Source organism: Arenicella xantha, from assembly GCF_003315245.1.
GTDB classification, from domain to species: Bacteria; Pseudomonadota; Gammaproteobacteria; order Arenicellales; family Arenicellaceae; genus Arenicella; species Arenicella xantha.
This window is the reverse complement of record NZ_QNRT01000001.1, coordinates 352,295-365,823: the sequence shown is the minus strand read 5'-3', so window position 1 is coordinate 365,823 and position 13,529 is coordinate 352,295. Positions and strand designations below refer to the sequence as shown.

The 13,529-nt window shown below is 48.2% G+C and carries 7 protein-coding genes and 1 pseudogene; 4 read left to right on the top strand and 4 right to left on the bottom strand.

Annotation, left to right across the window (positions count from 1 at the left end):
• Positions 1–79: 79 nt before the first annotated feature.
• The gene (locus DFR28_RS01585; RefSeq protein ID WP_113952548.1) at positions 80–928 is read right to left on the bottom strand and encodes a glycosyltransferase; all 849 of its coding nucleotides are present in this window, start codon (positions 926–928) and stop codon (positions 80–82) included.
• A gap of 25 nt (positions 929–953) precedes the next feature.
• Entirely contained in the window at positions 954–1,724 is a 771-nt protein-coding gene (locus DFR28_RS01580; protein WP_113952547.1) for a class I SAM-dependent methyltransferase, read from the bottom strand.
• Positions 1,725–2,159: 435 nt separating this feature from the next.
• Here DFR28_RS01580 and DFR28_RS01575 point away from each other — a divergent pair.
• Positions 2,160–2,556: pseudogene (locus DFR28_RS01575) on the top strand (transposase); the annotation flags it as partial.
• 205 nt (positions 2,557–2,761) lie between these two features.
• On the opposite strand, the gene DFR28_RS01570 reads toward DFR28_RS01575, so the two are convergent.
• Both DFR28_RS01570 and DFR28_RS01565 read right to left on the bottom strand, forming a co-directional pair.
• Positions 2,762–4,114, bottom strand: coding sequence for an aldehyde dehydrogenase family protein (locus DFR28_RS01570; protein ID WP_113952545.1), 1,353 nt, complete (start codon positions 4,112–4,114; stop codon positions 2,762–2,764).
• A 73-nt stretch (positions 4,115–4,187) separates the two neighbouring features.
• Positions 4,188–5,378 carry an acyl-CoA dehydrogenase gene (locus DFR28_RS01565; RefSeq protein WP_113952544.1) on the bottom strand — a complete coding sequence of 397 codons (1,191 nt, stop codon included), beginning with the start codon at positions 5,376–5,378 and terminating at the stop codon, positions 4,188–4,190.
• Between the two features lie 307 nt (positions 5,379–5,685).
• Here DFR28_RS01565 and DFR28_RS01560 point away from each other — a divergent pair, with 307 nt between their 5' ends.
• From DFR28_RS01560 to DFR28_RS01550, 3 genes are all read left to right on the top strand, one after another.
• Positions 5,686–6,627 carry a right-handed parallel beta-helix repeat-containing protein gene (locus tag DFR28_RS01560; protein ID WP_170131932.1) on the top strand — a complete coding sequence of 314 codons (942 nt, stop codon included), beginning with the start codon at positions 5,686–5,688 and terminating at the stop codon, positions 6,625–6,627.
• Positions 6,628–6,826: 199 nt separating this feature from the next.
• Complete coding sequence (locus DFR28_RS01555; protein ID WP_113952542.1) at positions 6,827–10,108, top strand: amidohydrolase family protein; 3,282 nt, start codon at positions 6,827–6,829, stop codon at positions 10,106–10,108.
• 50 nt (positions 10,109–10,158) lie between these two features.
• The gene (locus tag DFR28_RS01550; RefSeq protein ID WP_113952541.1) at positions 10,159–13,431 is read left to right on the top strand and encodes an amidohydrolase family protein; all 3,273 of its coding nucleotides are present in this window, start codon (positions 10,159–10,161) and stop codon (positions 13,429–13,431) included.
• Positions 13,432–13,529: the final 98 nt, after the last annotated feature.

Genomic DNA, 13,529 nt, shown 5'->3' with positions numbered 1-13,529 from the left:
GTGGGGTGTAGCTTTAGCATTTTATGTATCGAGCGACTTCGCTTTATAGTGAAAAGTGGTTGGGTAACGGATAGTCGATCTAGTCGTTACTTCTAATTAGTACAAGCAATGTTTTTAGTTTAGACCTAAAAAACTCTTTAATTTTTCTGACGGGAGTGAGGGTGGCGTTCTCCAATAGAATTAACCAATAGTGCTCATGCACGAGTTGTCTTTTTATAAATGGGAAGGCGTTGACGAGCACAATATTTTGAACTCGATAGCCTCTAATGCGGTTTGATACATTGTGTTTGTGAATAACCTGTAGCCACATGGCTTGCGAATTCAATTGATGTATCGTGCCAAAGTTGTGTAATTTAGTGTGTTGATGCTGCCAAATCGTTTTAATATTCGCCGACAACGGTTCCAGAACTGACGCAAATGGATTGCTCGTGTCGTGATGCGAATAGACTCGGTCACCACAGAGTATCAGCCCATTTTGGTAATTCATCACTAATGCGTTAGACTTATTGCTCAATGGTGCCGCGGCGGTTTGAAGTTTGCTAACAAAGTCTTTGTTAAGCGCATCATCGTTGTCGAGGCGAGTGGTTAATAGGTACTCTTTGTGCTCAGGTGCTCGTTCAAAAATCTGCTTTTGGATGTCGGCTAAAGGTATGTTTTTCCCCCAAAAGATAGTGATTTGCCGATATTGAATTTCGTATTGTTTTACACGCGTGCGAAACGGCTCAGGCGTGTCTCTGTCAAAGTAAATAAACCATTTGAAATCTGCATTAGATTGCTGCATCACTGATGGCAGGCAGTACGTTTCAAATAACTCAAAGCGGTTTTCCAGCCAGTTTGGTGAATTCCTTATTTTTGATTCACGCCCGCCTGAAGGCAGGTTGAACCGAGTAAGAATAATATGGCAGAGGTTTGACTTTGGAGGATTCATTTCAAGTGAAACAAAGCAACATCAATTAAAAGAACACAAGACCAATGCCCATGTTGCCCTGCTTGTTATCAAATATTATTTCCTTTGTCTGGTGTGTCAGTTTTAGCTCGTCCCAAAAACGATTTACCTGAATAGAGGGGTCGAATTGGTTTTTGATAATATCGTGAAGAATGATGATTCCTCTTTCCGCAACAAGGCTGCTGTAGAGTTCAAAGTCTTGTTTAACGCCTTCGTAACTATGATCGGCATCAATCATAATGGCATCAAATTTTCCTGTTGGCGTTATTTCTTGAACGCGACTAAGCGTGGATGGCAGGTGAGAATTCAGGCGCAGTAGGTGCAGCTGTTGAGTGTCTCCAGCAAATTGTGCATACAGGTCGGTTTTCCAGTTCGGGAAGCCACCTCCGTTGATGCCTCCAGGTAAATCAATGCTCACAATGGTTGCGTGCTTGGCGGCCGCTCGGCAGAATAAAAAGAGTGATCCACCATTCGCCGTGCCAATCTCTAGTACTGTTTCAGGTTTTCGCTGAGAAACGATTTCAATCAGGTTTAGTATTTCCTGAGGTTGCTGAATGGGCCTAAAAAAACCATTGTTCGCGTTCCATATAAAATCAACCCATGCTTGGGGAGAGCTTCCAAACTGGCGTGGTAACAGTGATGCTGCCGCGCCCTTTTTCTGTGTGCGTTGGCGTAGAGATTTAATATGGGCGTTGGCCGCTACTAATAAATTGATTAAAAACGTGAATTTTCCTTCTGCGCGAAGTTGGCGTAGCCGATATTTGATGTTGCCAATCATTTTTTATCAATTGCCCAGTGCTTGTCCCAATTCATTATACGAGATTTAGTGGTAAGTCAGTTCGTTAAATTGTGAAGTACTAAAATTTGAGAACGCCTAAGAAAGACTAACTAAAATACCCTTAAGACATCACAGGCAACCAGTCGGACAGTGGTTATGTATTACGTACAATGTCCCGCACTGTGCTAAATCAATTTATTAGATAATTCCTGAATGGGCATTTATAAACGACTACGGATTCCCTCAAAAGTAATTCAACACGCACTTTGGCTGTCATCTCGGTTTCATCTGAGTCATCTCGGTTTCATCTGAGTCATCGCGACATTGAAGATATTTCGTTCTGATTTTTGTTATCGCCGAGCGTCGTGCAATCCCCCCGAAAATTAGTTGGAGTTTTAAGTAGATTATTCTTTGATCCTAACAGGAGAGTTTTTTATGCGCAGTGCTAAATTTTCAGGCAACCGAATCATCGCTATCTTGAAGCAAAACGAAGAAGGTGTTTCAGTTCCAGATATGTGCCGCGAGCACGGAATGGGCCATGCGGCTTTCTATAAATGGCGCGCAAAATTTGGTGGAATGGATACATCTCTGATGAGGAAAATAAAAGAACTCCGAGCCGAAAATGCTCGTTTGAAGAAGATGTATGCTGAAGAGCGCGTCAAAGCTGAGATACGTCAGGATGGTATCAAGGCCATCTCAGCGTAAAGAGCTGGCCAAGAATATTGTCACCGCTCGCCAAGTGACAATCCGTCTTGCATGTATATTCATGAATATCAGTGAAACTTGTTATCGATATCAGGCAAGGTTGCCGAGCGAGAACATGCTCATTGCTGGCTAGCTGCTCCGGCTCATGCAAACCAACAAGCGATGGCGATGCCGTGAGAAATATCGAATTTTGAGTATGGTTATCTTAGTTTCAAAAACATCATTTAGACGATTGAGCTTGTCGCCAAAAAAACAGCTCAGACAACAGTGAGGTTTTTCGATATATCGAAATTCGAAGAGCCGTTGGCGGTGTAACTTGTCAGTCTTAGTGACTACGCCCAGATTTCCTCATCGGTCGGTACAGGTTTGTGGTTCATCGTGAAGCCAATGCGCTGCAGGTTGAGCATGTGTTGGTAGTTTAAGTTCTCTGACGTGGAGTTGTTGCCCCAGAAGCCGCAGCCAAGGGTGCCAGTTGGCACGAAACCGTTTTGCAATGTACCGCCCACCGACAATGACCCAGCCTCATTGATTGCTATGCGACTGACCGGTAATGCGGCGCCAATTTTTTCGATGTGCTCTACCGTGTGCGAATGAATAACACAGGTGTGGCCTTTACCTCTTACCTCTAGATTGAGTTTGGCGATAGAGATTGCTTGCTCGAGGTCTTGGTAGGCGAACACCGAAAGTACAGGGCACATTTTCTCACTGCGCAATACGTCGTCGGCGCGGCCATTCGATTTTACTAGAATTACTTTTGCTGTATCGGGTACATGAAGTCCCACATATTGAGCAATCACTTGAACATCTTGGCCGATCAAGTCAGGGTTTGTGTAGCCGTCTTTAAACAATGCCTCGCGCAATTTGTCCGCCTGTTGCTGGTCCTCTATATAGTAGGCTCCTTGTGACGTAAAAGCCTCAATAACCTGCTGGTAGTGCTGCTTAGGAATGATAATGCTTTGATCGCCTGAACAGATTATTCCGTTATCAAAACACCGTCCTGCAATGACTTTTTGTGCAGCGACTTGATAGTCTATGTCTACATCAAAAATGGTTTGTACGTTACCGGCACCGACCCCAAAAGATGGCATGCCGCTGGAGTAGGCGGACTTGACCATCGCCGGCCCGCCGGTCGCGACCAGTACATCAACCGATGCCATGAGTTCATTGGTTAATTGCATCGAGGGTTGCTCAATACATTGGACCAAATTTTCTGGTGCCTTAAGTTTGTCGAGTTCAGCGTTAATAATCGACACTGTTTTAGCGCTCACTTTTTTGGCGCGCGGGTGTGGTGCGATCACAATGGCATTGCCACCTTTGAGTGCGCACATCACATTACACATAATCGTCATGCTTGGGCTCGTAGTCGGTGTGACTGCCCCAACCACACCAGCTGGATGAGCAATGGTAATCATGCCGTTGGCTTCGTCTCGCTCAATGACTCCGGTCGATTTTTTTCCTTTTAGGTAGTGCCACACATTACGTGACTTGCTTTGGTTTTTAAGCGTTTTATCCGCCACATTTCCCATGCCGGTTTCGTTTACCGCATCTTCGGCCAGTTCCTTAGCGTTGTCGTAAAGAGCTTTACCAACTGCGCGTGCGCAGGCATCGAGTTGCTCTTGAGAGTAGTTTGCAAAAACGGCTTGTGCCGAGCGGGCGTCATTCAAAATTGTTGTCAGAGTTAACATGGCATTGATTTTCAAAGTAATAGGCTAGTGCTTGATTGGCATAATTAAGGGGTTTGGTATACGGCCAATTGGCTTACTGTCCGGTAAACGACTGAATGCCGGTTTGCGCCCGGCCTAGAATAAGCGCGTGGATATCGTGGGTACCCTCGTAGGTGTTGACTGTTTCTAAATTCACCATATGGCGAAATATTGGGAACTCATCCGAAATACCATTTCCACCTAGCATGTCTCGTGCTGCACGCGCTATATCGAGTGATTTACCGCATGAGTTGCGCTTGATGAGCGAGATTAGCTCTGGCGCCAGCCGGTCCTTCTCTTTTAGTCGCCCAGCTTGTAAACAGCCAAGCAAGCCCAGTCCAATCTCTGTTTGCATGTCCGCTAGCTTCTTTTGAATTAACTGGTTTGCCGCTAAGGGGCGACCAAACTGCTTTCGATCTAACACGTATTGTCGCGCCGACTCCCAGCATGCTTGGGCAGCACCTAACGCGCCCCAGGCGATGCCAAAGCGGGCATTGTTCAGGCAGCTCATTGGCCCTTTGAGGCCCTGTACATTGGGTAGCTTATTTTCTTCTGGAACGAACACATCTTGCATAACGATCTCACCAGTAATAGAAGCACGTAACGATAACTTACCTTCGATCTTGGGAGCGCTTAGACCTCCGTCACCTTTTTCCAGAATAAACCCTTGTATGGTGCCATCGTCGGTTTTAGCCCATACCACGAAAACATCAGCGATTGGGGAATTTGAAATCCACATTTTAGCGCCATTTAAACGGTAGCCACCGGGGACACTTTTAGCACGGGTTATCATGCTGCCTGGGTCGGAACCGTGGTCTGGTTCGGTCAGTCCGAAACAGCCGATAGACTCGCCGCTAGCCAATTTCGGCAGGTATTTTTGCTTCTGTTCTTCACTACCAAAGGCATAGATTGGGTACATGACTAAGCTTGACTGAACGCTCATCATTGACCGATAGCCAGAGTCGACGCTTTCAATTTCACGCGCAATTAAGCCGTAACTTACGTAACCTACACCTGAGCATCCATAACCCTCAATGGTCGGGCCGAGCAACCCAAGTGAACCTAGCTCACGAAAAATAGCTGGGTCAGTGCTCTCATCTCGGTACGCTTGAATAATGCGTGGCTGTAACTCTTCTTGCGCGTACTTGCGCGCCGTATCACGAATTAACTGCTCCTCTTCTGAGAGCAGATGTTCAAGTTGGAATGGGTCTTGCCAGTCGAAGTTAGGTCTTTTAGGCGTGCTCATGGTCGATTCTCCGCTGAAATCTTAAGCTGGGTAGTTTTATTGCTCGGCAGCACACACAAGGTTCTTTTTTGAGGCGTATATCTGGCCGTAACATAGTTCACAGGTGGCAGAGTAAACTGGAATTTGAATTGTTAATAGTTGCTAAACATGAGTGTTCTGGTGAGCTGCTAGCACCAGCTAAGTCATTATTCGCATCTCCAAAGTTAAGTCGCATCGTCTTATGATGATCTACATTAAAATAACGAGTATGGCTTAGATTCGACTAACCTAGGCTTTGTTCAACTAAACGTGATGGAAGATGGCGATTATGCAAATTATAAATTGGGCGTTGGTGGCTTATGCTATGACGGTGGCGTTTTCAAGCGCCTCGGCAGCAGGTTCAGACCCTGTTGACGCAGGCGCAACGGCACTGATTGTGTGTGTTGATGCCTCGAAGTTTGAACACTGCGATTTTACCGGTGGTGATGCCATTCAACAGGCAGTGGATGCGGCAGAATCCGGCGCCGTGGTGCACATTAAGTCGGGCGTCTATCAACCTAAATCCTATCGAGATACGCCGCTGAATGAATTGCAGATTCGCGGTTACACTCTTATCGAAGATAAGCAGCTCACGATTATTGGTGAAGGTGAAGTGGTGATCGATGGCTCGCTCAGTGCGGCCAATGGCTTCGTGACAAAAAACAGTCAAGTTAGCTTCAAAAACCTAAACTTGCAGAACTTTAAGTGGGGCATTCAAGAAGACGATATCTACGACGGCCATGGTATTTTTATTATCAATGGGGAGTCCAAGATCGCTGATGTGTCGATACAGAAGGTGCAAAAAATGGCGCTCAGTGTGCATGGAAATGCCAAGGTCGATGTTACCAATTTAACCATTACTGATAGCCATCTTGGGGTTTGGACCAATGATGACTCTAACGTCAGTATTAGCAACTCAGAATTTTCCGGTAGTGAGTCGGCCGGTTTGGCGGCGTACCAAAGGTCGCAGGTCGTGATATGGCAATCGGTGTTCCAAGCGAACCAAGACGACGGGCTATTTGCCAGTGATGACGCGCGAGTGTCAGTAACCCAGTCAGTTGTATTAAATAACAAGCCGTATGGACTGAATGCTGATGAAAACGGCGCGATTGAAATCGATAAAAGCTATGTGTCGGGCAATGACACAGACTTTGTCGTTGATAAGGTCAAGCGTATCAACGTTGGGGCCACGATGCTAAATGCTGACCCTCGACCTTTTACTGCTCTGTAACAATTGGGCAAGCACTGGAGTGGAGCTTGCTTGAGTTTCATCATTGATGTGGTTTGCTCGTTCGATCGCATCAGTTGCCAAGTGCAGCAGAGCGCAGAAGAGTGCAGCAGGGCGCAGCAGAGCAGCGACGGTTTAGTGTGGAAGTGGAATCGCTAGTCGGTATGACCAGCAAATAATTACTATTTTTGGAGGCGACGACATGTCGTGTTTTTTGAAAAAATTGTCAACAGTCAAACGGCTTAGGTTACTTGCGCTGACTGCTTGTTACTTAGCTTGCGCAAATTTATTGGCGCAGGCCGAAGACTGGGACATAAGTGATACCGGCCAGCCGTATATTGATGTCGAATTTACACTGAACGAAGGAACGTGGATGAGTTTGGACGTCAGTCCAGACGGTCAAACTATCGTCTTTGATTTGCTCGGTGACCTGTATAGTCTGCCGGCGACAGGTGGTGAAGCGCTTTTAGTGAGCGGCGGCGCGGCGATTGATCGAATACCCAGTTTTAGTCCCGATGGCAGTAAGCTGGTTTACATTAGTGATCTAAGCGGTGACGATCGCGTTTGGGTGGCAAATGCAGACGGAAGTAATGCACGAATGGTCACCGTAGTGTCTGAGAGTATGTTGACCAATCCTGCATGGAGTGCTGACGGTGAATACGTGGTCGCCACCAGTGTAGATCTTGGGTTTAATGATCAGAAAACGTCTTCCCTACGCATATTCCATTTAGGTGGCGGTTTAGGTCGCACCTTAGTCGATGCGCCGGAAAACAAACGTGATATTCAAGAACCCAATTTATCGCCCGACGGCAAATACGTGTACTACACGCAGCGACTCGTCGACCATCATATTTACGTGGATGCGAATCATGTTAACTATGCCATTATGAGACGCGACCTTGAAACGGGTGAAACCGTTGCGTTGATAAAAGGCTTTGGCGGTGCGCTTTCACCTCAGGTGTCGCCGGACAGCCAGAAGCTTGCTTTCGTCCGTCGTGTTAAAGACAAAACCATACTGTTTGTGTATGACCTTCAGACCGGTGAGCAGCGGCCAGTGTATGCCGAACTTGATCGCGACCAACAAGCAGACTTTTATCAGCAAGGCGTCTACTTTCCGCAATTCGACTGGTTTCCAGACAACACGCATGTGGCGATTTGGGGTAAAGGTAAGCTGTTCAAAGTAAACATGGATTCCGGTGTTGCCAAAGAGATTCCCTTTGTTGCTCACACTAAGCACAGGATTATACGGTCGCCTAAGTTTGCTGATACTTTGATGCCGGAAAAGGTTCAGGTAAGAGCGATTCGGCAGCTTGCTGTGGCAAACAACAATGACGAAATGGTCTTCAATGCGTTGGGCAGGTTATGGAAAAAAGCACTACCAGATGGTACGCCTAAACGCATCACGCAATCGCCTTCGTTTGAGTTTGATCCAGCCTATTCGCCGAATAATCGCCGTCTTGCTTATGTTGAATGGGATGACGAAAAGGGCAGTGCGCTACAGTTGATATCGCCGAGCGGGGGCAGTAAAAAAACGCTGGTCAAAAGCCGCGGTGTTATACGCCAACCGGCATTTTCTCCAGACGGCAAGACGATTGTCTATAGTATCGAAGAGGGCGGCAACGGCTTAGGCGGTTATCGCTCCACGCCAGGTTTGTATACTGTTGCAGTTGCTGGCGGAGAGCCCCAACAAATCGGTGACGCCGCCAGTAAGCCGAGCTTTTCAGCTGACGGAGAGCGAATTTACTTCACTAGCACGGTGTCTAAAAATACCTCAATTTCGAGTGTGACAGTGGATGGCTATGAGCGCCGAGACCACGCGCAAGCATTGGGCGCGGACCGCAGCGAGTTGTCGCGCAGCCCAGATGGCAAATGGATCGCTTTTAAGGAAAACCAACAATATTATGTGATGCCCTACAAGGAAACTGGAGGCTTAACTCCGGTATCTGCCACGGCTGGCGCGGTACCGACGTTTCGCTTGACCGAAGGCAGCGGCTACAACCTGACGTGGTCATCCGACTCGCGAACCTTGAATTGGAATTTAGGTGACGATTTATACCGTGTTGACGTAACCGAGTTGACGACCAACGATAAGCCACTGCCGCAGCCATTTGCGACTGTGGGTTTGAATGTGCCGCTGGATCGCCCGAGCGGTATGGTGGCTTTCCGTGGTGGCAGACTTATCACAATGGATGGCGATCAGGTTATCGAACAAGGAACGGTGGTGGTTGAAGGCAACCGCATCGTGAGTGTTGGGCGAACTGACGAAGTGGTGATTCCAGAAGATGCGTACGTGGTTGATACCACCGGTAAAACGGTGATGCCCGGCTTGATTGATATGCACGGGCATATCGACTGTTGTTATTACGGTGGCATCATGCCGCAGAAACACGCCAGCCATTACGCTGCCGCTGCGTACGGCGTCACCACCAACTATGACCCGTACACCTCGGAGTTGGCAGCCTATGCAACCACCGAAATGTTGCAGGCCGGTGAGCTGGTGGGGCCTCGATTTATTTCCACGGGCAAGGTAATTTATGGCCGCCCGGGAAAAGGTGATCGCACTTATGTGCCGCTCTACACGTACGCCGATGCCGAAAATACCATGCGTCGTAAACGAGCGCTAAATGGTCGAATCATTAAGAGCTATAAGCAACCATCGCGCCGTGCGCGCCAGCAACTGGTTAAAGCCGGGCGCGAGGCTGGTGTAATGGTCGATGCAGAAGGGGAGAGCCACTTCTATTTTGACATCAGCATGATTCTTGATGGCCACATGGCGTTGGAACATAACATTCCGGTTGCGAACCATTACGATGATCTTGTGCAGTTAATGGCACACAGCGACATCGCGAATACCCCAACTTTGAACGTCACCTTTGGGGAGATCATGGGAGAGAATTATCTGTATCAGACCACTAAAGCCTGGGATGAGCCTAAAATTAAGTCTTATGTTCAAGAGACAACATCGAGTTACAGCCCGGTTGGCACGCCCTACGGCGCGCCTCTTCACGTGCGCAGTATGACCGGCTTGCATGCCGCTGAAGAAATTTGGGACATCGGGTTTCGTGCGGTCAGCCGCTCAATTAAAAAACTGGATGATGCTGGTGTAACCATCAACGCGGGTTCACACGGGCAAGTCTTTGGGTTGGCGTTGCACTGGGAGCTGCAGTCGATGGCGCAAGGTGGTATGAGCAACCATCGAATTCTGCGAACAGCAACGGTTAACGGCGCTGAGACCCTGGGGCTCGATACTCAAATCGGTTCTCTGCAAGTGGGTAAGCTGGCCGATATTATCGTGCTCGATGCCAATCCGCTCGACGATATAAGTAATACCAATAGCGTGCGTTACACCATGCTCAATGGCCGCCTGTTTGATAGCCTAAGCATGAACGAGATTGGTAACTACGACCGTGCGCGGAGCAAGTTCTATTGGGAGCTGCCCGATTACAAGGGTATTGATTGGAACGAAGCTTGGTCTGGTCAGTAATTGTTGAGTCAGAATTTCGTTGTTAGTAGTTGTAACCAAAAGGGATCCCGATGCGTATTAACCGAATTGCCAATAGATTTTCCTGTGTAGTCTTAGCGTTGTTAAGTTGGCCCTCATTTGTATTGGGCTGGGACGTTAGCGATACCGGTCAACCGTATACTGACGCTGCGTTTCGCCTTGAAGAAGGAACCTGGATGAGCGTTGATGTGCATCCAGACGGTGACTTATTGGTCTTCGACTTGCTTGGCGATATTTATACTTTACCAACAACTGGTGGGCTAGCAACGTTAGTTCATGGCGGCTCAGCGATGGTGCGAATGCCGCGCTTTAGTCCAGATGGCAACTTGCTTCTGTATGTGAGTGATGAGAGTGGCGGCGATAATGCATGGGTGTCGAGGTTAGATGGGTCGCAAGCGCGCCAAGTTACGCGTGAAACCAAAGACGTGTTAACCAACGTCGTTTGGAGCCCAGAAGGTCAGTACATCGCTGCCACCAAGTTGTCGTCAGCGTATTCTGATCTTTTTACTTCAGAGCTGCGAGGGTATCACCTTGGAGGCGGTGCTGGATGGCCGATAGTTGAATCACCTAGCGCATTTCAAAATATTACTGAAGCCCAGTTTTCCCCTGATGGTCGATACCTGTATTACACGCACAAGGTCGGCGGCCCTGAAGGTACAGGGGTCTATATCGATGCCAACCATACTGTGCATGCGGTTATGCAGCGCGACCTTAAAACAGGTAAGACTAAGGAACTGTTGAAGGGCTTTGGTGGCGCTACCACGGCGCAAGTTTCACCAGACGGCAAGACAATTGCGTTTGTGCGACGCGTCAAAGCGAAGACCATATTGTTTGTGTACGACCTAGAAACTGGAGAGCAACGCCCAGTGTACGATCAATTGGATCGTGATCTTCAAGGTGAATGGATAGCTCAAGGCACTTATTATCCGCAGTACAGTTGGTTTCCTGACGGGCGCTTTATCGCTATTTGGGGTAAGGGAAAGTTATACAAAGTGGATACCCACACGGCGAGCGCCAATGTGATTCCCTTCACCGTCGATGCCAAGCATCGAATTACTCAGGCAACTCGATTTGATGCCAGTGCGGCAATACAAACAGACACCGTAGCGGTTAAAGCCATCCGGCACTTAGCTGTGTCACCGGACCAACAAACAATTGTGTTCAATGCATTGGGTCGCTTATGGCATAAATCACTACCAAACGGCAAACCAGAGCGGCTGACTAAATCCCGGGCATTTGAGTTTGAACCAGCCTATTCGAGTGACGGTAAACAGATTGCGTATGTTGAATGGGATGACGAAAAAGGCAGCGTTATACGCGTGATGTCAGCAGCTGGTGGTAACGCGCGGGCTGTGATTAAGAGTCGAGGTGTGATCCGAGAGCCAGTATTCTCTCACGACGGCCAAACACTTGCCTATCGGGTTCAAGATGACAGTAAATGCATGGGTGGCTTCGGTAATGACAGCGGCGTGTTCTTGCTCGACATACGCACTAAAACATCACCTGTACTGGTTGCTAAGTCCGGCGTTAAATTACAATTTTCGCCCGATGATCGGCGACTATTTTTGCAACATAGCAGCTATCAAAATGGCGCTGTGGTGACTGAGCTGCAGAGCGTCAATTTACGCGGCTATGAAAAAAGAACGCATGCCGTGTTGTCGGGTGCCGATCGAACCGAGTTGAGCGTCAGCCCAAATCTAAAGTGGATTGGGTTTAAGCAACAACAGAGCTACTATGCCATGCCACTGAATGACGCCGGTGGCGCCATGAATGTGTCTGCCAACGCGCCCGCCACACCGCTGGTTCGTCTCTCGGATGAAGGGGGCTATAACCTAGCTTGGGCGAGTGATTCTGAACGGCTTTATTGGTTGTTAGGTGACACGCTTAACAGTTTTTCGGTTGACGATTTAGCGTATTCTGCGCCGGTATCAATTGACCTGACGGTCGAGCGTGATGTGCCAAAAGGAATGCTGGCCTTCACCGGCGCGCGTATTATTACCATGTCCGACAGTGACGTAATCGAGAACGGAACCGTGCTTGTTGATGGTAATCGTATTGCTGCTGTTGGCCCAGTCGATCAGGTCGAGATTCCTAAGTCAGCCAAGGTTATTCCCAGTCATGGCAAAACAATTATGCCAGGGCTGATCAATATGCATGGTCATGTAGAAAGCTGCTATTACGAATCAACCGGAGGTATTCCGCAAAAGCAGGCGGCGCTGTACGCATCATTGGCATTTGGTGTTACTACAAATTTTGATCCGTATTCTTCGGAGTTATCCAGTTACTCATCTGGCGAAATGCAACGCGCTGGGGTGATTGTGAGTCCGCGCACAGTGAGCGTCGGTAGTGTGATTTATGGGCGCCCCGGCAAAGTTGATTCAGTCTACACGCCGATATCAAACTTAGCCGATGCTGAAAAAGTCATGACTCGCAAACGTGCGCTGGGTGGCACCACAATTAAGAGTTACCGCCAACCATTGCGTAGCCAACGCCAACAGTTGGTCAAGGCAGCACGAGCGGCAGGCATAATGGTGTCGATCGAAGGTGAGAGCCATTTCTACAACAACATTAGTTCGATACTCGATGGTCACAATACCATCGAACACAATTTACCGGTCGCGAATTATTACGATGACGTAGTGCAATTATTTGCCCACAGTGAAACCGCTAGCACGCCGACGCTGGTTGCACTATTTGGTGAAATATTGGGCGAGAATTATATTTACCAGACCTCTCGAACGTGGGAAGACCCTCGCATTGATAGTTTTGTGCCCGAAGTTACCAGTGGGTATAGCCCGCTGGGTATTCAGTATGCGGCGCCCTTATATGCACGCGGAATGACCAGTTTGCATGCCGATGATGAGCGTTGGGAGATCGGTTTCAGGTCGGTCGCTAGATCCACTAAAAAACTCGATGACGCGGGCGTGTTGGTGAATGTGGGGTCTCACTCTCAAGTGCAGGGCATGGCCATGCATTGGGAAATGCAATTAATGAGCGAAGGCGGTATGAGTAACGAGCGTGTGCTCAGAGCAGCCACGGTAAATGGCGCTACAACCTTGGGCCTCAATAAGGTGCTGGGGAGTCTTGAGGCTGGAAAATTGGCCGATCTGATTGTGTTAGATAAAAACCCGCTTGACAACATTCTGAATACAAAGTCGGTACGTCAGACGATGATTGGTGGCCGACTCTATGACAGTGGCAGCATGGATGAAATCGGCAATTATGATCGCCCTCGAAGTAAGTTCTATTGGGAGCAGCCAGATCATACTCACTCAGGTTGGAATCGGGCAGCGTCAGGTCAATAGCTGGTTCATGGTGATGTTTATGCACCGCTGCGGTGTTGTTTGGCAACTTCCTAACCATACAAAAGTAACGCTACTATGACGGTTCAGTGAAAAACCCA

What these genes read in the sequence shown, in the direction of transcription:
- DFR28_RS01585 (WP_113952548.1), bottom strand. Translation starts at nt 928, where the DNA reads ATGAATCCTCCAAAGTCAAACCTCTGCCATATTATTCTTACTCGGTTC.
- DFR28_RS01580 (WP_113952547.1), bottom strand. Translation starts at nt 1,724, where the DNA reads ATGATTGGCAACATCAAATATCGGCTACGCCAACTTCGCGCAGAAGGA.
- DFR28_RS01570 (WP_113952545.1), bottom strand. Translation starts at nt 4,114, where the DNA reads ATGTTAACTCTGACAACAATTTTGAATGACGCCCGCTCGGCACAAGCC.
- DFR28_RS01565 (WP_113952544.1), bottom strand. Translation starts at nt 5,378, where the DNA reads ATGAGCACGCCTAAAAGACCTAACTTCGACTGGCAAGACCCATTCCAA.
- DFR28_RS01560 (WP_170131932.1), top strand. Translation starts at nt 5,686, where the DNA reads ATGCAAATTATAAATTGGGCGTTGGTGGCTTATGCTATGACGGTGGCG.
- DFR28_RS01555 (WP_113952542.1), top strand. Translation starts at nt 6,827, where the DNA reads ATGTCGTGTTTTTTGAAAAAATTGTCAACAGTCAAACGGCTTAGGTTA.
- DFR28_RS01550 (WP_113952541.1), top strand. Translation starts at nt 10,159, where the DNA reads ATGCGTATTAACCGAATTGCCAATAGATTTTCCTGTGTAGTCTTAGCG.